This is a genomic window from Streptomyces sp. NPDC006739, from assembly GCF_042869815.1.
Taxonomy (GTDB): domain Bacteria; phylum Actinomycetota; class Actinomycetes; order Streptomycetales; family Streptomycetaceae; genus Streptomyces.
Genome location: NZ_JBIAGM010000014.1, coordinates 200,282 through 217,199 on the forward strand (window position 1 = coordinate 200,282; position 16,918 = coordinate 217,199).

At 69.8% G+C, this 16,918-nt stretch carries 19 protein-coding genes and 1 pseudogene; 8 read left to right on the plus strand and 12 right to left on the minus strand.

Translation table 11 applies throughout. The features are described 5' to 3' along the window. Nucleotides 1-88: 88 nt before the first annotated feature. Both ACFYMM_RS27140 and ACFYMM_RS27145 read right to left on the minus strand, forming a co-directional pair. Complete coding sequence (locus tag ACFYMM_RS27140; RefSeq protein ID WP_388390881.1) at nt 89-577, minus strand: GNAT family N-acetyltransferase; 489 nt, start codon at nt 575-577, stop codon at nt 89-91. A gap of 203 nt (nt 578-780) precedes the next feature. Next, entirely contained in the window at nt 781-1,998 is a 1,218-nt protein-coding gene (locus ACFYMM_RS27145; RefSeq protein WP_388390883.1) for a serine hydrolase domain-containing protein, read from the minus strand. Between the two features lie 270 nt (nt 1,999-2,268). Between ACFYMM_RS27145 and ACFYMM_RS27150 the strand changes: the two genes are divergently transcribed. After that, nucleotides 2,269-2,580 (plus strand): putative quinol monooxygenase, encoded by a 312-nt coding sequence (locus ACFYMM_RS27150; protein ID WP_388390885.1) that lies wholly within the window; start codon nt 2,269-2,271, stop codon nt 2,578-2,580. 107 nt (nt 2,581-2,687) lie between these two features. Here ACFYMM_RS27150 and ACFYMM_RS27155 read toward each other — a convergent pair whose 3' ends face one another. The 3 genes from ACFYMM_RS27155 to ACFYMM_RS27165 all read right to left on the minus strand — a co-directional run bounded on the left by ACFYMM_RS27155 (nt 2,688) and on the right by ACFYMM_RS27165 (nt 5,372). Continuing rightward, entirely contained in the window at nt 2,688-3,116 is a 429-nt protein-coding gene (locus tag ACFYMM_RS27155) for an LLM class flavin-dependent oxidoreductase (protein ID WP_388391009.1), read from the minus strand. Next, the gene (locus tag ACFYMM_RS27160; RefSeq protein ID WP_388390887.1) at nt 3,064-3,480 is read right to left on the minus strand and encodes an LLM class flavin-dependent oxidoreductase; all 417 of its coding nucleotides are present in this window, start codon (nt 3,478-3,480) and stop codon (nt 3,064-3,066) included. Before ACFYMM_RS27160 ends, ACFYMM_RS27155 begins: the two co-directional genes overlap by 53 nt. Before the next feature lie 416 nt (nt 3,481-3,896). Continuing rightward, nucleotides 3,897-5,372 (minus strand): MFS transporter, encoded by a 1,476-nt coding sequence (locus tag ACFYMM_RS27165; RefSeq protein ID WP_388390889.1) that lies wholly within the window; start codon nt 5,370-5,372, stop codon nt 3,897-3,899. A gap of 97 nt (nt 5,373-5,469) precedes the next feature. Here ACFYMM_RS27165 and ACFYMM_RS27170 point away from each other — a divergent pair, with 97 nt between their 5' ends. Next, nucleotides 5,470-6,534, plus strand: coding sequence for an Lrp/AsnC family transcriptional regulator (locus tag ACFYMM_RS27170; protein ID WP_388390891.1), 1,065 nt, complete (start codon nt 5,470-5,472; stop codon nt 6,532-6,534). An 86-nt stretch (nt 6,535-6,620) separates the two neighbouring features. Here ACFYMM_RS27170 and ACFYMM_RS27175 read toward each other — a convergent pair whose 3' ends face one another. The 3 genes from ACFYMM_RS27175 to ACFYMM_RS27185 form a co-directional block, all read right to left on the minus strand. After that, complete coding sequence (locus ACFYMM_RS27175) at nt 6,621-7,439, minus strand: class I SAM-dependent methyltransferase (protein ID WP_388391011.1); 819 nt, start codon at nt 7,437-7,439, stop codon at nt 6,621-6,623. A gap of 123 nt (nt 7,440-7,562) precedes the next feature. Beyond that, the gene (locus tag ACFYMM_RS27180) at nt 7,563-8,075 is read right to left on the minus strand and encodes a hypothetical protein (RefSeq protein ID WP_388390892.1); all 513 of its coding nucleotides are present in this window, start codon (nt 8,073-8,075) and stop codon (nt 7,563-7,565) included. Beyond that, on the minus strand, nt 8,072-8,671 hold the full coding sequence (locus ACFYMM_RS27185; RefSeq protein WP_388390894.1) for a thioredoxin family protein: 600 nt from the start codon (nt 8,669-8,671) through the stop codon (nt 8,072-8,074). The genes ACFYMM_RS27180 and ACFYMM_RS27185 overlap by 4 nt, the downstream gene beginning before the upstream one ends. Nucleotides 8,672-9,084: 413 nt before the next feature. On the opposite strand from ACFYMM_RS27185, the gene ACFYMM_RS27190 reads away from it, so the two are divergent. From ACFYMM_RS27190 to ACFYMM_RS27200, 3 genes are all read left to right on the plus strand, one after another. Beyond that, nucleotides 9,085-9,420, plus strand: coding sequence for a hypothetical protein (locus ACFYMM_RS27190; RefSeq protein ID WP_388390896.1), 336 nt, complete (start codon nt 9,085-9,087; stop codon nt 9,418-9,420). Between the two features lie 570 nt (nt 9,421-9,990). Next, complete coding sequence (locus ACFYMM_RS27195) at nt 9,991-10,839, plus strand: alpha/beta hydrolase (protein ID WP_388390898.1); 849 nt, start codon at nt 9,991-9,993, stop codon at nt 10,837-10,839. Nucleotides 10,840-10,948: 109 nt separating this feature from the next. After that, the gene (locus tag ACFYMM_RS27200; RefSeq protein ID WP_388390900.1) at nt 10,949-12,034 is read left to right on the plus strand and encodes a DUF3533 domain-containing protein; all 1,086 of its coding nucleotides are present in this window, start codon (nt 10,949-10,951) and stop codon (nt 12,032-12,034) included. A gap of 110 nt (nt 12,035-12,144) precedes the next feature. Here the strand turns inward: ACFYMM_RS27200 and ACFYMM_RS27205 are convergent, their stop codons facing one another. Further along, nucleotides 12,145-12,621, minus strand: coding sequence for an ArsR/SmtB family transcription factor (locus ACFYMM_RS27205; protein ID WP_388390902.1), 477 nt, complete (start codon nt 12,619-12,621; stop codon nt 12,145-12,147). Between the two features lie 213 nt (nt 12,622-12,834). Between ACFYMM_RS27205 and ACFYMM_RS27210 the strand changes: the two genes are divergently transcribed. Then, nucleotides 12,835-13,113: a hypothetical protein gene (locus ACFYMM_RS27210; protein WP_388390904.1), complete on the plus strand. Its 279-nt coding sequence runs from the start codon at nt 12,835-12,837 to the stop codon at nt 13,111-13,113. A 124-nt stretch (nt 13,114-13,237) separates the two neighbouring features. Here ACFYMM_RS27210 and ACFYMM_RS27215 read toward each other — a convergent pair whose 3' ends face one another. Beyond that, nucleotides 13,238-13,480, minus strand: coding sequence for a hypothetical protein (locus ACFYMM_RS27215; RefSeq protein ID WP_388390906.1), 243 nt, complete (start codon nt 13,478-13,480; stop codon nt 13,238-13,240). 623 nt (nt 13,481-14,103) lie between these two features. On the opposite strand from ACFYMM_RS27215, the gene ACFYMM_RS27220 reads away from it, so the two are divergent. Further along, entirely contained in the window at nt 14,104-14,994 is an 891-nt protein-coding gene (locus tag ACFYMM_RS27220; protein WP_388390908.1) for a polysaccharide deacetylase family protein, read from the plus strand. A gap of 103 nt (nt 14,995-15,097) precedes the next feature. Here ACFYMM_RS27220 and ACFYMM_RS27225 read toward each other — a convergent pair whose 3' ends face one another. Together ACFYMM_RS27225 and ACFYMM_RS27230 are read right to left on the minus strand one after the other, a co-directional pair. Continuing rightward, nucleotides 15,098-15,703 (minus strand): dihydrofolate reductase family protein, encoded by a 606-nt coding sequence (locus tag ACFYMM_RS27225; RefSeq protein ID WP_388390910.1) that lies wholly within the window; start codon nt 15,701-15,703, stop codon nt 15,098-15,100. Nucleotides 15,704-15,888: 185 nt separating this feature from the next. Further along, nucleotides 15,889-15,990 (minus strand): annotated as a pseudogene (locus ACFYMM_RS27230) (VOC family protein); the annotation flags it as partial. 68 nt (nt 15,991-16,058) lie between these two features. On the opposite strand from ACFYMM_RS27230, the gene ACFYMM_RS27235 reads away from it, so the two are divergent. Continuing rightward, nucleotides 16,059-16,916, plus strand: coding sequence for a class I SAM-dependent methyltransferase (locus ACFYMM_RS27235; RefSeq protein WP_388390912.1), 858 nt, complete (start codon nt 16,059-16,061; stop codon nt 16,914-16,916). Nucleotides 16,917-16,918: the final 2 nt, after the last annotated feature.

Consider the following 16,918-nt stretch of genomic DNA (forward strand, 5'->3'; position numbering starts at 1 on the left):
CGTCCGCGGCATGCGGGAGCCGCCAGCGGCTCCCGCATGCCGGCCACCGTACGGGTGGAGCCGGTGCCCGAGAAACCGGGCCACCGCCTCATTCCGGAAGAATGCGGAACTCGAATTCGGGACGGTCCCACGGCACGGCGGGCGGGTTCGCGAACGCGGTCCCGGTCCGCACCGCACCAACGCGGTGGTAGAAGTCCTCAGCGGGAAGATGCGACACGACCTTGACACGGTCGATCCCGGCGGCACGGGCCTCGGACTGCATGTGCGCTACGAGCAGCCTCCCAATACCCCGTCCTTGCACTTCGTCGGCGACGAACAGCAGGTCGAGCTCCGGTGGAGCGAGGACGAGCGAGTAGAACCCGAGGACCCGGCCTCCATTCTCGTCGGCGCCGACGGCCACGAAGGTGCGGTGGGCCTCGATGTAATCAGGACCGACCCGGTAGCCCGCGACTGCCGACGCGTACTTACCCTCATAGGCGCCTGAGCCACGCACGAGCCGCGTGAGCCGCTTGGCGTCCCGCGCGACGGCCCTCCGTATCGTGATCGGCTGGCTGACCGGGGAAGTGCGTGACCTCATCGTGAGAGTATTTCGCACCGGGCAGTGCCGTCCTGCGGCGGGTCGGCTGCTCGGGCAGACGTACGGCTGTCGCAGACCGATGTCCCCGCCGTCCCGTATGGACACTCCTCCGGTCGGACCCTGCTGACCGACCAGGGCATCGATGCCCAAGTCACCCCAGTCCCACGAAGGTCGCGTCCGTCGGCGGTCGGGTTGCGTCTGGATCAGTTCTGCCCGGCCGTGGGTGCTATGACCGCCATCAGCAGGCGGTTGGCCAGCGGGGTCGGAGCCCCGAAGTCGAGGCTCAGGTTGGAGACCGAGTAGATGCCGCGTAGGGACAGGTCACGGGTCGCGAACATGCCGTTGGCGTAGCCGAAGTCGTGGCCGGTCTTGCCCCAGAGCACGCCCCCATTGGGCAGCGGGGTGGACATCAGGGCGGCGCCGAAGCAGGCCACTTTCTGGCAGCTGGTGCCGATGAACGGTACGAGCTTGCCCTCGGCGTCCTTGGGGAGGCTGAACATTTCGTCGAGCTGGGCGGGGGGCAGCAGGCGGCCTTGGAACAGGGCGGTGATGAAGCGGTCCAGGTCGGCCGGGGTGGAGATCATGTTGGAGGGGTCACCGCCCTGCTCGCTGACGTCCACCGCCCTGCCGTGGCTGTCGGTCACGTACCCGTGGAGGTAGGGCCGGGGCATCACGGGGTCGTCCTCAGGTACCGAGGTCTGTTCGAGCCGCAGCGGCTTCAGGATGCGTTCGGTGACCTCCTCCTTGAACGAGTGGCCGGTGATCTGTTCGATGAGCCTGCCCGCTATCCGGAAGCCAAGGGAGTTGTACTCCTGCTCTGTTCCGGGCGCGAAGTGCGGGCCGGGCCAGGGGCGGTCGGCGGGGCGCAGGGTGGTCCTGATGATGTCGTCGAAGGTGCGGTACTCGTAGCGGTTGGCTATCGTCTCGTCGGCGCCCTGTGCGGGCTTGCCCTCGTCCACATCCGGCAGTCCGCTGGTGTAGTTGATGAGCTCGCGGACGGTGATCGGCTGGAAGGTGTCCGGGAGCAGACCGGGCATGTACTGCTGAACGGTCCGGTCGAGGACGATCCGGCCCTCGGCGGCGAGTTGCAGGACGGCGGTGGTCTCGAAGACTTTTGAGATGCTGCCGATGTGGAAGTGCGCGTTCGCCGGGATCTTTCGCCCGGTCTGGCTGTCGACGGTCGACCCCTTCCACAACCGGCCCGGCTCGCCGACCCTGGCGATCGCGCCGGAGGCACCGTCGGCGGGCTGGGGTTCGATGGCGGCTTGGAGGGCGGGCGGGTCCAGCGGCGGGAAGACGTTCGTAGCGTCGGGACGAGCGTCGCTCACAGCGAGGGCCTGCGCGCCCGAACCGGCTCCAATGCCGAGGAGAGCGGAACCGGCGAGGCCGAGGACAGCGACGCGGCGAGCCAACAACTTCATCTGAGACTCCATGAGATTCCTTGCGCTGAATGGTCTGTGCCGACACGATCGATCATGGTCGACCACGGACCGACCGGCATCAGGGCCAACCCTGATCCGCCCCCCGAGCCAACCCCGGCTCCGGCGTCCCGTACGCCGCTCGCCCGCACCACAAGCGCACTACAGCGGGCGGTGAACAGCATTTCGTGCCGTAGGCGATGTCACCCCACCCCTCCGGGCCCGTGCGATCATCACCTCGGAACCCGAATACGCAACGCGACGGGAGTGGACATGGACAAGGTCGGCCTGTACGTCAAGTTCCGCACGCAGCCAGGACAACGCGACACCCTGGTCAAGATCCTCCTGCGAGCAGCGGAACTCGGGCAGGACGCTCCCGGGTGCGAGCTGTACATCGTCAACACCGCACCCGACGAGGAAGACATCGTGTGGGTCACCGAAATCTGGCGCAGCGCGGCCGACAAAGCCGCCTCGCTGTCCGCGACCGGAGCCAGTGAACTGATCGGGCAGGCCCTGCCCCTCCTGGCAGGGCCGCCCGAGCGGATCGAACTCCGCCCCGTCGGCGGGACCGGGCTGCGCGGATGAAAACCCCGGGGCAGTGATCGCCACAACAGCAGCCGCCTTGGCCAGCGTGTAGGCGCCCCTGCGGACGCGGGCGGGGCTCGGCCGGCCGGTCCCGTCCTGACGCATTCTCAACGCGTGGGCCGAGGGAGCAGGAGGGGCGAAGGGCAGGGGGGCGATGTGTGCGGCCCACTCCGGCTCGCCGACCGCCTCCAGGACGGCGCGGACGCGGGCGAGGGCGGCTTCCTCGTCGTCATCGACGGCTGCGGCGTCGTATACGACGATCTCCCGAGGGTTCGCGGAGGCGGCGGGGCCCAGGTTGCCCAAGGAAGCGGTGATGTAGGGGGCGCTGCGGGCTCGGCCAGGAGGAGGCCGTCGGCGACCTCGCCCGCGGCCGCCTGCGACTTGGGGCCGCGGACGCCGAGTACGACCGGGGGCACGGCGTCCGGGATCTCGGTGAGAACGACGCCTTCGCAGCGTACGTACCGGCCGTTCGCGGGGCCGGGTTCACCGGCGAGGAGCAGGCGCAGCGCTCTCGCGTACTCCTTGATCAGCGTCAGGGGGCTGGCGGGCCAGGGTCCGGCCGGCCTGGCGCATCCAGCCGGGCATGCCGTGGCCGATTCCCGCGATGAGCCGGCCGGGGTGGAGCTGCGCGAGGGTGGCCAGCTCCACCGCGGCGAAGCCCACGTTGCGGGCGCCGGCGGGCATGATGCCGATCCCGACGGTGAGCTTCGTGGTGGAGGCCAGGACGGTGGCGGCCTGTGCGACACCACCGCGCCAGCCGAGGTCCTCCACCACCCAGACCTGATGGAACCCCAGCTCCTCGGCACGCCGGGCATAGGGCAGCACGTCGCCGACGGGGAGATCACGGGGCAGCATGACACCGACACGGCCGCGTGCGGGCACTGCGTGGGACTCGGACATCAGTGGCTCCTTCGGTCAGCTGAGGCTTCCCTCACCGGTCCTGGTGACCGGGAGGATGAGGGCTTGTGCGGCACGGTGGTCAGGGACCGTGCCGCACAAGCGGTCAGTGGCCGCCGGCTGCCATCTCGCGCCGGCGGGTGCGGTCGGATTCGGTGCGCAGGACGCGGGCGCCCGCGGCGGTGGTCACACACAGCAGCGCCCAGTGCCAACGACCGCCCGTGCAGCCGAGGCCCCCGACTGCACGGGCGGCAGGCGCTGGAGGTTCCGGAGGTGCCATTTCATCGGCTTTCGGTGCCGCCTGGTACGGCAGTTCAGTGACGGTTGGGCCGGCCCCAGGGGCGTTTGAGTGTCACCGCATCCCTCCCTTGGCAGCGGGTGAAGTGCTGATCGGGCGACTGCTCTTCGCCCTGAAGCCGTTACCTGGCCGTGGCGTCGGGAACGAGCGGCTGATCCGGGTCCGGGGCCGATGGACGCTGCCGCGGGAGCATCATGGTCGTGGTCACTGCTGTGCCGAGGATGAGCATGGCGGCGAGGCAGAAGGCGTTACGGGCGCCGGTGAGCGCGGCCGCGCCCTCGGTGCGGTCGCCGACAGCGGCTGCGTGGAAGAAGGTGCTGCCGAGCAGGGCGATGCCGAGAGTGCCGCCGAGCTGTTGCACCGCGTTGAGCAGGCCGGCGGCGGAGCCCGTCTCGTGTGGGCGGACCCGGTGCAGGGCGATGGCGAAGAACGGAACGGCGTACAGGCCCTGACCGATCCCGGCCACGGCCAGCGCGGGCAGCAGCAGCCACGGGTAGCAGGCTGGTGGGCTGGTGGCGTACACGACAGCGGCCGATACGACTCCGGCGAACAGCGCCAGCAGGCCGGCGCCCATGATCCGGGCCCCGTAACGGGGTACGAGCCAGGCGCCGGCGGCCCAGGAAGACAGCGCCATCGCCGCGGACCAGGGCAGCAGCGCGAAACCGGCCGAGAGGACGTCCCGGTGCAGGCCCAGTTGCATCTGCAGCACGGCGACCAGCATCAGGCCGCTTACCACCGCGAAGAACAGCGCGCTGGACACCAGCGCGGCGGTGAAGCCGCGGTCGACGAACAGGCCCGGCTCGACAAGCGGGCTGCGGCCGTTGCGGGCCCGTCGCCGCTGATGTGCGGCGAAGCCCGCCAGCACCGCGCCCCCCGCGGCGAGCATCGCCCAGCACCAGCCCGGCCAGCCATGGGTGCCGCCCTGGATGAGGGGATAGACCAGCAGGCTGCTGCCCAGTACCGCCAGCACCGTGCCGACGTGGTCCAGCCGCGGCCGGAGCGCGGCACGGTCCTCGCTCAGCAGCGGCGTGGCCGCCAGCACGGCGGCGCCCAGGGGGACGTTGACGAGGAAGACCGAGCGCCAGGAGGAACCCAGCACATCCGCTTGGGTCAGCGCGCCGCCGACCACCGGGCCGGTGACCGCGGCAAGCCCCATGACCGGGCCGATGGCACCCATGGCCCGCGCCAGTTCAGGGCCGGCGAACATGGTACGTATCATCCCGATGGTCTGCGGAATGATCAGCGCTGCCGCCGAACCCTGCAGCGCCCGCAAGGCGATCAGCGCCGCCGTGGACGGCGCGAGCGCGCACCCCAGTGAGGCCAGGACGAAGCCGGCCATGCCGAGGCGGAACACCCGACGGCGGCCGACGATGTCACCCAGTCGCCCGCCGGTGAGCAGGAAGACGGCGAACGGCAAGGTGTACGCGGCACTGAACCACTGGATGCTGGAGGCAGGGCCGCCCAGACCGGCGCGGATGACGGGTGCGGCGACGGTCATGATGGTGGCGTCGAGAAGGTTCATGGCCTCGGCGACCAGCAGCACGGCGAGTGCGACCCAACGCCGCTGAAGGCGCGGGGTGGTGGTGGAGTTCGACATGCGCCCCACAGTGCGTGCCGCCGCCGGGCCACCTCCACTTTCGGCGGCCGGATTGCTGAATCATTCCATCACCATGCTTCCGGTGCATGATTCTCACATGCTGGACGACATCGACCGTGGTCTCATCCACGCCCTGCGCATCGACGGCCGGGCGCCGTTCAGTGCGATCGCCGACGTCCTCGGCGTCTCGGCACAGACGGTCTCCCGCCGCTACCGGCGGCTGTCTGCGGACGCCGCACTGCGCGTGGTCGGCCTGGCCGAGCCGCAGCGCAGCGACCGCACCCAGTGGCTGCTGCGGCTGACCACGGGCCCGCGCGCCGCCCAGGACCTTGCCGACGCGCTCGCGCGCCGCTCCGACACCTCATGGGTCAAGCTCGCCTCCGGCGGCACCGAGATCGTCGCGATCGTGGACAGCTCCAGCACCGACGGCCCGTCCGGACACGCGCTGCTGTTGCACGACATCCCGCGCACGGCCGGCATCACCGCGGTCTCCGCACATTGCGTGCTGCACACCTACCTCGGTGGGCCCACCGCGTGGTCCGGCCATCAACGGGCCCTCGACGCCACGCAGCAGCGCCGCCTGCGCACCGCCGTGGCCGGGGCGCCGTCCGTCACCGCCGCCTCTGGGGTGCGGACGTCCCCTACCGGTGCCGATTCCGACCTGCTCACTTCCCTCCAGCGCGACGGCCGGGCGAGTCTGGGCAGCCTGGCCGCGGCCACCGGATGGTCGCCCGCCACCGTCGCGCGACGACTGGAGCAACTGCGGGCCGACGGCCAGCTCTTCTTCGACGTCGAACTCGACTCCGCCCTGCTGGGCGTCACCATGCAGGCGCTCCTGTGGATGTCCGTCGCCCCCGCCCACCTCGACCGGGTCGCCCGTACGCTGGCCCGGCATCCCGAGCTGGCCTACGTCGCCGCGGTCACCGGCCCCCACAATCTCACCGCCCACGCCCTGTGCCCCGACCCGGCGGCGCTGCACCGCTACCTCACCGAACGCCTGGGCACCCTGAAGGCGATCCACACCCTGGAAACCTCGCCCGTGCTGCGCACGATCAAGATGGCCGGACCGCTTGCGGTCACCGACAAGCCACCCATGCGCCGCCGCCAGCTCGTGCCCGACGATGCGCGGCCGTGTCATGGGAGGAAGCGCTTCGGGTCATGACGGAAGCCGGGGCCGTGGCGGCCAGGTGCCCCGGCCCCGGCTGTCGCGGACGCCCCGGGCGCGGACGTCCGCGTCGGACATGGGCTCTACCGGCGGACCGCCGAGATCAGTCCGCCGGGCCGCTCCTCGCCCTGCGGCGGAGTGCTGATCGGGCGGCCGTAGGCGGCGGCGCGCTCGCGCAGGGTGTGGGTCTCGGCCTCCCAGCCGTGCCCGGCCAGCCAGCCCACCGGATCGTCGGGCATCTCCGAGACCCACATGGACGCCGCCGAACCCGGCACGGCGTCCGCGCTGAAGCGCTCGATCACGCCGCGCGAGCCCAACGTCAGCCCCATACGGCTGCCTGCCGCCGACTGGGCGCTGATCCGGGCCAACAGCAGCTCCACCGCGTCCTCGGGCAGATAGATCAGCAGCCCTTCGGCGATCCACACGGTCGGCGCCGCCGGGTCGTGCCCTGCGGCGGCCAGCGCACCTGGCCAGTCCTCACGCAGATCCACCGCGACGGTGATCCGCTCGCAGCGTGCGACGGCCCGCTCCCGACGCAGCACCGCGGCCTTGAAGTCCAACGGCGCGGCCGTGTCCACCTCGAACAGCCGGGTGCCCTCGGGCCAGTCCATCCGGAAGGCCCGGCTGTCCATGCCTGCGCCGAGCAGCACGACCTGCCGGACCCCGGACGCGGAGGCCTGCTCCAGCAGGTCGTCGAGGAATTTCGTCCTGATGACGATGGAGAACGCCACGCCCAGCCGACGGCGTCGTGCGGCCTCGTCCCCGGGCAGCGGCGGCGGGGAGGAGGGCCCCAGACCGCCGGCGGTGGCGAAGGCCTGTGCCAGCGGGTCGCGGAACAGCGCGTTCTCCCGCTCGGTCTCCAGCGCCCGCACCCTGGCTACACCCACCGCCGTGGCCCACACTCCCGACGGCTGCACCCGTTCCTGTTCTTCAGTCACCGCGCCAGCTTAGACGTCACACCATCGGTTCCTCGTAGTCAGGACCTTCGTCGCCGGACTCCAGCCCCGACTTCGGGAAATGCGGAGTCAGTTGAGGTTGAGGTGAATCACTTCGTCTGTGACGGGCATGAGGCATCGGCTCTCACTGCAGGCCCCGTAGCTGACGATCACGTCGGCTACGTGGGAGCCGGTTTGCCGGACCGGCATGGTGAACGTCACCGGGCCGTCCGGATAGACGGGAATCTCCGTCTGGAGCCCCGCTGGTCGAAGGAGCCGGGTCACGAGCTTCGTTGACGGTGGCTTGCCGACGGCGGTGAGATCGCCGTGGACGGAAAGCCTGGTGGGGATGCCCAGTCCGTCGACGCCTTGTGGGGGGAGGTCGATGCTGTAGATGTGGAAGCCAGGCCTCTGCGGGCTGAAGGTCGCCCGCAGTTCGCGCTGACCGTGATCTGGGGCCAGCAGGGTGACAGTGACCGTGACTCCGTTGGCCGTGGCGTGCTCCGTGGGTTCGGAGACTCGTTCTTCGCCGCAGCCGCTGACGATGAGAAGCGCTGCGGCGGCTGAGCCGAGGGCGACACCGCGCCGACGTGGGGTGGTCACCGGCTTCCGCTGGGCGCCCAGCGGGTCAGGAACGCGCTGACCTGATTCGGTTCCATGGTTCGGGCGTTGGAGAAGGAACCGTCGTTGGTGGCGGTCCGCAGGGTGCCGTCGGACTTCAGGACGACCAGGGCCGGAATCCCGCTCGTCTGCAGATCGACGTACCGGCCGGCGAGATCGAGGTTGTGATTGAACTGACCCACATCGACGGCGACCGTGACGTAGCCCTTCTGGAGCAGCGGTTCGACCTGAGCCGAGCGGAACATCACATCCAGAGACCTGCAGTCCGGACACCAGTTGGCGCCGAAGTCGATCAGCACTTCCCGATGTTCCTCTGCCGCTTTCCCAAGGGCGGCCTTGATGTCCGCCTTCGCGTTGCGGGTGGCGTCGTATCCGTCCGGAAGTGCCTCAGGGGTTGCCGATCTTGCCGCTGGTCTGGGACTGGGAGTGGGGGTGCTGCTGGTGGATGCTGTCGCGGTGGGCTTCGTCGGGGTGGCAACCGGGGCCTGGGCGGTGGTGGTGGTGGTGCTCGAGGCACATCCTGCGGTGAGCGCAGCGGTTGATATCGCGGCAGCCAGACCAAGGTGTACTGGGCGCATGGGGTTCCCTCGTGTAAGTGATCAGTTGCAGGAGGATAGCGGTAGCCGGCGTCCAGGTCGGCTCGCCGCTGAAAGAGGGCACATCCCGGCCGCCGAGTCCGAGCGCGAGTAGTCCCGTGGCTCGGACAGCCGTCCCTCGCCGAAGGTACGGGTCCTGGTGGCCTCGCGCCTCCACCTGGACGGCGCCGGCCGCGCCCCTTCCGCTTGTCGGGCCAGCCGGCCGGTGCGCCTCCACCTACTCGCCCCCAGCCTGCGAAATGGCGAGGCCGCGGGTGCTTCGGAAGGCGTGGGTATGGCGCGAGGGCGGCGGGGTAGGCGTGCCCACCGGATGCTTCCGCGCCGCCCCTGGGAAGCGCGTCACGCACGGTAGCGTGACCACTACAGGGACGGCGGATCGAGCAAGGAGAACAAACATGAAGCTCACCCGCCGTATAGCGTTCGCAGGTGTCACAGCCCTCATCGCCGGAGGCGCCGTCGTGGCCGGTGGCGGCTCTGCCATGGCGGCTTCTCCCCAGGAGAGCGCGCACCTCCCGGTCCAGAGCACCGCCGTAGGCACCGGGCAGGGCGCCGACGGCCAGCGGACTGCGCGCCGGGCCACAGACCCGTGGATCGCGGACCAGCTGGCGATGTTCTTCCCGCCGGCGAGTGGGCGTGCCGCGGTGTTCGACCCTTGGGTGAAGGATCAGATCGCCCTGTTCCAGTCCACCCTGAGCAGCTCGCCGTCCAGGCAGGCGCCTTCGGCCCGGTGACCACGCGCCAGCCGCACCCTCACGGGCGTACCGAGCCGGGCTGCTGCGGGCCGAACGGGCCCACCGTCGACGATCCGGAAGGACCCGACATGCGGCTCCCCCGGCCCCAACCTCGTCGGCCTCGCGCGGAGGCCCATCACGACCGGGCCGGGCCGGTGCGCGTGCACAGCTTCGGGACCCCTCAGCTCCAGGGACGACGGCATCTGGTGGTCCTCGTCCCGGGCCTCGGAGCGCCGGGCTACCTGCTTTCCACAGCCGGCCGCTGCGCCCGGTCCGGACCGGTACGTGTACTGGACGTCCCCGGATTCGGAGATCCGCTGGAGCCGGCGTGCGCCGCGGCGCTGGAACCGCTCGCCGACACGGTGGCGCGATGGCTGGCGGAAGTCGCACCGGAACCCGTGCGTGCTCCCTACTCCTGCGCGGCGCACTCCGGCACGCCGAGAGTGGTCGATCGCCACGGGCGCGGTGAGGGGGGCGCCGCCGCCTCCGCCTCTTGATCGCGGCCGTTGCTCCGAACAAACCGCACACAATCCGTTTGAGGCGATCGGGCGGCGTCTCTAAGGTGCGGACGTGACCATCGAGCTGCCCTTTCGTCCGCTCCCCGTCGACCAGCAAGACGTTCGCTACGCCTACGGGCCCGATTCGGAGAGACAGCCGGGCGTTCCCGTCGGCTCGACCGTGGAGTTCGACTGGTGCGAGAGCACGATCTACCCCGGCACCGCGAGGAGGTACTGGGTTCATGTGCCGGCGCAATACGACCCCTCGGTACCCGCGTCGCTGATGGTGTTCCAGGACGGATGGTGGTACCTGGACCCGGACGGTGAAGTCCGCGGCGCCATCGTGTTGGACAACCTCATCCACCGCGGCGAGATCCCGGTCACTGTCGGCGTCTTCGTCGACCCCGGCGTCCTCAGGAACGCCGAACACCCGAAGAACCGCAACGCCGAGTACGACGCGTTCGACGACCGCTACGTCACCTTTCTGCTCACGGAGATCATCCCCCAGGTCACACGGCGCTACTCGATCGCCGAAGGGGCAGACCAATGGGGCGTCTGCGGGGGCAGCAGTGGCGGCAACTGCGCCTTCACGGCTGCGTGGATGCGCCCGGACAGGTTTCGTCGAGCCATCTGCTTCCTCTCCAGCTTCACGCAGATGCCGAACGGAAACCCGTACCCTGTACTGATCCCCGGCACCCCTCGCAAACCGCTGCGCGTCTTCATGCAAGCAGGCCATCGCGACCTCAACTGGAACGGCCCCGAAAGCAATTGGCTCGCCAGCAATCTGCGCGTGGCGGCCGCCCTCGCGGAAGCGGGCTACGACTTCCGTCTCGTCCTCGGCGACGGTGGCCACAGCCCCAACCACGGCGGGGTTCTGCTGCCCGATGCGCTCCGCTGGCTATGGCACTCGGCCACGGCCTGACGAAACCCGTCCGAATGGTCAGGGCCGACAGGCCGTGGAGCACGGCGACGTGATCGTCCTGGCCGTCCGCAGGAACGGTGGGTTCATCCGACTGTGCCATCATGCGGCCGTGACAGCACCTGCCAGCCCCTCGTCGGGTGAATCCACCGCCGAGCACAGCGCCAAGCCCTCCGGCTTCATGGCCGAGTTCAGGGACGCCGTCACCCTTCGGGCCTTCGGGCTCGTGCTGGGTGTCCTGCTCGTCCAGATCGCCTTCGTCGTGTCCTACGTCGGGGCCTTCCACTCCCCCACCCCGCACCGGATTCCGGTGGCGGTAGCCGCTCCCCCACAGGTGTCGGGGAAGATCGTCGCCCGACTCGACGGCCTCGACGACGACCCGGTCAAGGCGATGGCGGCGCCGAGCGCCGCGGTCGCCCGCAGTTGGGTCCTGGAGAGGAAGACGGACGCCGCCTTCGTCTTCAACGCGACCGGAACCAAGGACACCCTCCTGGTCGCCTCCGCGGCCGGCCCGTCGGTGTCACAGACGGCCGCGCAGATCGCACAGAAGATCGAGGCGGCGCAGAAGCGGCAGATCACCGTCACCGACATCCGGCCACCGAACGCCAAGGACGGGCGCGGCATGACGCCTTTCTACCTGGTCCTCGGCTGGGTGATCGGCGGCTACCTGACCGCGACGATCATGGGCATGGCAGCGGGTTCCCGGCCCGCCAGCCGGCACCGGACCCTCATCCGCCTCGCCGTCCTCGTGCCGTACGCGATCGTGTCGGGCATCGCCGGAGCAGTCATCGTCGGGCCCCTGTTCGGCGCGCTCAGCGGCCACTTCTGGACACTCAGCGGCATCGGTGCCCTGATCGTCCTGGCCGCCGGCACTACCGCGCTCGCCCTGCAGACCTTGCTGGGACTGCTGGGTACCGGTGTCGTCATCCTGCTCTTCGTGGTACTGGGCAACCCCAGTTCCGGCGGTGTCTACCCGGCGCCACTGCTGCCGTCCTTCTGGAGCGCGATCGGACAGGCGCTGCCACCCGGCGCCGGTACCACCCTGGTCCGCAACACGGTGTACTTCTCGGGTCACGCCACCGCCGCGGCTCTCTGGGTGCTCGGCTTGTACGCGGCGGGCGGCGCGGTGCTCGCATGGGCGGCCGCCTGGTGGCGCGAGCGCCGGCAAAACACTCCCGAGGCGGCAGAACTCCGTTGACATCCGCTGACATCCGCTGACATCCGCGAAGAACGTCTCGACTACCGGTGAAGTTCGAGGACCCGGTATTCCGCTCCGATCCGCACCGACTTGATCGTCGTTCGTCGGCCTCAGGCTGGTCGGCCGTCCGTTGCGGATCCGTGTACCAGGTCCTTGCCGAGCCGAGTCGGGGTGTGGTGGACGCTTTGGCCGTTGCGGATGGTGGCGACGAGCCCGGACTCGCGCAGGACGGAGGCGTGTCGGGAGGCGGACGCGTCGGACACGCCGAGGGCCAGCGCGAGCCGTCCGGTGGTCAGGGCGGGTGTCCTGACCACCGCGACCAGTGCCGCTGCCCTTGTCGCCCCCAGAAGCGACACCAGCGCCGGGGGCGGGGCGTCGAGGTAGGGGTCGCGCGTGATGGCGCCGCCGGTTGCGGGGTAGATGATGATCACGGAGTCCGCCAGTGGGTCGAACACGATGCGTGTGGCCAGTGCCGTGGGCTGGAAGATCAAGGGCCGCCCGTCGAGGGACTCCTCGGCGTCGATGGTGGTGTTCAGACGCAGTTCTCGACCGTCCCAGCGAGTGGAACCACGACGCCGGTCACTCATCGGCGGACTTCGACAGGCGGGAGCCGTAACGCGGCCTCGGCGTCTGTTCGTCATGCACCGTGAATTCGGAGGGGATCCCATGCGCATAAGAACTGGACGTCGCACGGCCAAAGTCGCGACGGTGGGCGCACTGACCCTCGGCGCGATAGGCCTGGCGACGGGGGCGCGTACGCCGCCGGCCCGGGCGGGGCCGAGACATGCCCGAACGGAAGCGTGTGCCTGTACTACAACTCGCAGGCCAAAAACTGGGGCTCGTTCGAGAACTGGTCGCCCAACCAGGCCGTCAACCTGTACGCCGCCAAGTTCGCCCACTGGGGGAACGGCTCCGGCTATGGCGTCGTGGTGGGCGGAAATGCCGCCTCGATCGTCAACAACACCGATCACACGGTCGAGGTCGACCTGGCCAACGGCGGCAATCCAGTCTTCTTCGACCCGCAGTATTCGGGGTCGCTCAATGCCGCATGGAACAATGACGCATACATGTGGACCTGACACGCCCGACAGCCGCTCGACAGGGCTCGGGCAAGGAGGTTGCTCGTCGGGGCCACGTGTGACCCGCCGGCGGGAGCGTTGACGCTCCCCGCCTTCGGGCACCGGGGCCCCGGCACTCTCGCGGTCAGCGCACCCTGACGGTCTCGGTGGGCGTGACCATCTGCAGGTGGAGCTTGTTGGAGCCCCAGTCCGCCTCGTAGAGGGCACCGCGGAACTGCAACCTGCCACGGTGCTTCGCCTTCACCCAGGTGTCGACCGAGCCGCCGTCCCACACGGCTCCGTGGGCGCACTTCACCGTCCGCCACGACCCATGGCCGCCTTGTCGCTCCTGCACACAGAACCTCTGGAAGAGGTCGCTGTCGTTCATGGCGTACCCCTTTACGTGAACGCGCGCGCCGGCCTTCACGGTGTGCGGGCTCACCCTGAAGTCGTAATCGACCTTCGCGGACGCCGTCGCCGCTCCCAGTGCGAGTGCCGATACGCCGACTGCCGTCACGACGGCCGCACGCGCAGCACGCCGCTTGAAAACACCCATCGTCTGTTTCCCCCTTCGGATGGTCCGCGGCCTACAGCCGCTGTCACCGGTTCACCGCCGGCAACCCGTCAGAGGGAGAACGGGGGAACGCCGTTGCCCCTCAATTCACCATTTTTCGGCCGGCCTCGATGAACCGGCCCCCGAGTCGGGGCCGACGGGCGGACCGTGACCCAGTCCCTGTTCGAGGGCGTTCGATCAATGCGCCGGAAGGGCGCACGTCGTCATAGAGAGTCATCGGCCCCGGCTTGGTACTGCTGCGGTGACAGGCCGGGGCCTTCGGGCACAATTGACCTCTGAGCTTCTCGATGCGGCGGCGCGGTGGGCGCAAATGATCTGCAAAGGATTGTTGGCGAACCCTTGTCCGCAACCTGCCCGGTTGCTCGGTCTCCACCGCCTACGGTGGCCGTGGCGGGCGGCGGTCGCTCGCTGAGATCTTCGATCAGGTGGGGGCGTTGATGACACCCAGTCGCCGGGTGGTCCTGGCGGCCATGGCGGGGGGCTTGCTCGCTGGTTGCGCGGGCCAGGACAAGACGAGGGGCGGCGGGGCCGTCTCCTCCGGCCCGCCCTCCCCCGCGGCGACCACCGCCCAGGGCAAACCGGCCTCCGGCCCCACGGGCGGCTCTCCCACCAGAACGCTTTCGGTCACCCGGTCCGAGATCGTGGCCCGCTACGGGCGCATGGCCCCGCACAGCTGGGGCTTCGAGGCGCCGGGAGTCGTGCACGCGCTGCCGGGCGGGCACAGCGGGATCGCGCTGACCTTCGACGCGTGCGGCGGGCCGGGTGGTAGCGGCTACGACAGCGCACTGATCGACTTCCTGCGCAAACGGGAGGTGCCGGCGACCCTGTTCATCAACTCCCGCTGGATCGACGCCAACCCGGCGCTGTTCCGCCGCCTGGCCGCGGAGCCGCTTTTCGAGATCGCCAACCACGGCACCCGGCACCGGCCCCTGTCGGTCACCGGCCGCTCCGCCTACGGCATCCCCGGCACGCGCAGTGCCGGTGAGGTGTACGACGAGATCACCGGCAACCGGGCGAAGCTCACCCACCTGCTGGGTGCCCCGCCGCGCTTCTTCCGGTCCGGTACGGCGTTCTGCGACGACGTGGCCGCCCGGATCGTCACCGACCTGGGCGAGCGGTTCACCAGTTTCTCGGTCAACGGTGACGGTGGCGCCACCTTCACCCCCCACCAGGTGCACAGCGCCGTCGCGTCCGCCCGCGGTGGTGACATCGTGATCTGCCACATGAACCATCCCCGCGGTGGCACTGCCCAGGGCATCGCCGCCGCCGTTCCCCGCCTGCTGGCCGACGGCCACAGCTTCGTCCGTCTCTCCGACGCGCTGCACTGAAGAAGGTTCCTGCCGCCCGGCTCGAAGGGGTCGGGCAGGTCACCTGCAGCCGGTCGCGCCAGGCTGGTGCCCGGGCCCGGACGTCACCCCAATGGCCGGCGCTTCAGTAGCTGTCGTAGCTGGGATTACCGTTCGGCCGGTAGACGCCGACGACGGTGCCGCCCTTCGTCGTCGAGACACTGACCGGCTGCAACGCAGTGGGGATCGCTCCGTCGGCGAACAGCCGCTTACCGGTACCGATGATCACCGGGTGGATGGTCAGCCGGTACTCGTCGACGAGGCCGTGCCGCATGAGGGTCTGGGCGAGGTCGCCGCTGCCGACGACGTTGATGCTGCCGCCGTCGGACACCTTCAGCTTGCGTACGGCATCGACGACGTCCCCCTCCAGCAGCGTGGAATTCTGCCACTCGACGGACGTCAGGGTCCGGGACGCCACGTACTTGTGCATGCTGTTCATCCGATCGGTGAACGGGTTGCCGGGATCGGCGGCCGGCCAGTACGACGCGAAGATCTCGTACGTCTTGCGGCCGAGCAGCATCGCGTCGGAGTGCTCGTACCAACCGGCGATGGCCGTGCCCACCTCGTCGTCGGCCACCGGTTTCTGCCAGCCGCCGTACTCGAAGCCGCGCTCGGCGTCCTCGTCCGTACCACCCGGCGCCTGCATGACGCCGTCCAGCGTAAGGAACGTGCAAACAATGATCTCGCGCATGGTGCGCTCCCTTCGTCGACGGGTAGACCACATGACCGCCCAAAACTCATCGGTCGAACCGTCGGCGACGACGCGCCGCAGAGACTGGCTGCCGGGCGACTGTTCAGAACCTCGACGATCTCGCTCGGCTGCATGGTTCGGTCCCGCCCGCTCAGCGCAATTGCTCGGCCAGTCCGAGGATGATGCTCACCGATGAGATCGGCGCCGTGACGGCGCAGGCGGGCAACCGTGTCCTCGATGTCGTCGACGGCGAACATGACGCGGTGCGTGCCCAGAGTGTTGCGCGGCCCGGACGGTCGCCTGTGGAACCTCCAGGCTCCCGCCGAGAACTGACCACGAACGCAGGGGGAACACCATGACACACGAGCAGACGGAGCAACCGGACAACACGGCAGTGCGGACCGCCCTCTGGCGGGCGATGCACCTCCAGTGCGACCCGCACCCGCACGTGATCGAGGACGAGATCGGCCTTCAGCTTGTGGCGCCCGGCGATGGCTGGCGGGACCGACCGGACATGAACCCGCAGGCCACCAGCGGGTTCCGGGCAGCCATCGTCGCCCGCGCTCGATTCGTCGAGGACCTGATCGCTGAGCAGGCCGACCGGGGCGTGACCCAGTACGTCATCCTGGGAGCCGGTCTGGACACCTTCGCCCAGCGCAGGCCCGACCTCGCCTCCCGCCTTCAGATCTTCGAGATCGACCAGCCCGGCACCCAGGCCTGGAAGCGCCACCGGCTGGTCGAACTCGGCTACGGCATCCCCGACCGGCTGCACCTGGTGCCGGTCGACTTCGAGGCCGGCGCGTCCTGGCCCGAGCAGCTGTCCGCCGCCGGCTTCGATCCCGGCCGGCAGGCGGTCATCGTCTCCACCGGCGTCACCATGTACCTCACCAGACACGCCACGGCCGCCACCCTGCGCCAGATCGCCGGACTCGCACCCGGCTCAACGCTCGCCATGACCTTCCTGCTGCCGGCCGAGCTGGTCGACGACGCCGACCGCCTCGGCCTGCGGAGCAGCCAGGAAGGCGCGCGAACATCGGGAACGCCGTTCATCAGCTTCTACACCCCACAGGAGATGCTGACGCTCGCACGCGAGGCCGGCTTCAAAGACGCCCGGCACGTGCCGGGGACGTCGCTCGCCGAGCGCTACTTCGCCGACCGCACCGACGGCCTCCGCCCGTCAAGCGGAGAGGACTTCCTGCTGGCCACCACCTGATA

Coding starts and splice junctions, on each gene's coding strand:
- ACFYMM_RS27140 (WP_388390881.1), bottom strand. CDS start 577: ATGAGGTCACGCACTTCCCCGGTCAGCCAGCCGATCACGATACGGAGG.
- ACFYMM_RS27145 (WP_388390883.1), bottom strand. CDS start 1,998: ATGAAGTTGTTGGCTCGCCGCGTCGCTGTCCTCGGCCTCGCCGGTTCC.
- ACFYMM_RS27150 (WP_388390885.1), top strand. CDS start 2,269: ATGGACAAGGTCGGCCTGTACGTCAAGTTCCGCACGCAGCCAGGACAA.
- ACFYMM_RS27160 (WP_388390887.1), bottom strand. CDS start 3,480: ATGTCCGAGTCCCACGCAGTGCCCGCACGCGGCCGTGTCGGTGTCATG.
- ACFYMM_RS27165 (WP_388390889.1), bottom strand. CDS start 5,372: ATGTCGAACTCCACCACCACCCCGCGCCTTCAGCGGCGTTGGGTCGCA.
- ACFYMM_RS27170 (WP_388390891.1), top strand. CDS start 5,470: ATGCTGGACGACATCGACCGTGGTCTCATCCACGCCCTGCGCATCGAC.
- ACFYMM_RS27185 (WP_388390894.1), bottom strand. CDS start 8,671: ATGCGCCCAGTACACCTTGGTCTGGCTGCCGCGATATCAACCGCTGCG.
- ACFYMM_RS27190 (WP_388390896.1), top strand. CDS start 9,085: ATGAAGCTCACCCGCCGTATAGCGTTCGCAGGTGTCACAGCCCTCATC.
- ACFYMM_RS27205 (WP_388390902.1), bottom strand. CDS start 12,621: ATGAGTGACCGGCGTCGTGGTTCCACTCGCTGGGACGGTCGAGAACTG.
- ACFYMM_RS27215 (WP_388390906.1), bottom strand. CDS start 13,480: ATGAACGACAGCGACCTCTTCCAGAGGTTCTGTGTGCAGGAGCGACAA.
- ACFYMM_RS27220 (WP_388390908.1), top strand. CDS start 14,104: ATGACACCCAGTCGCCGGGTGGTCCTGGCGGCCATGGCGGGGGGCTTG.
- ACFYMM_RS27225 (WP_388390910.1), bottom strand. CDS start 15,703: ATGCGCGAGATCATTGTTTGCACGTTCCTTACGCTGGACGGCGTCATG.
- ACFYMM_RS27235 (WP_388390912.1), top strand. CDS start 16,059: ATGACACACGAGCAGACGGAGCAACCGGACAACACGGCAGTGCGGACC.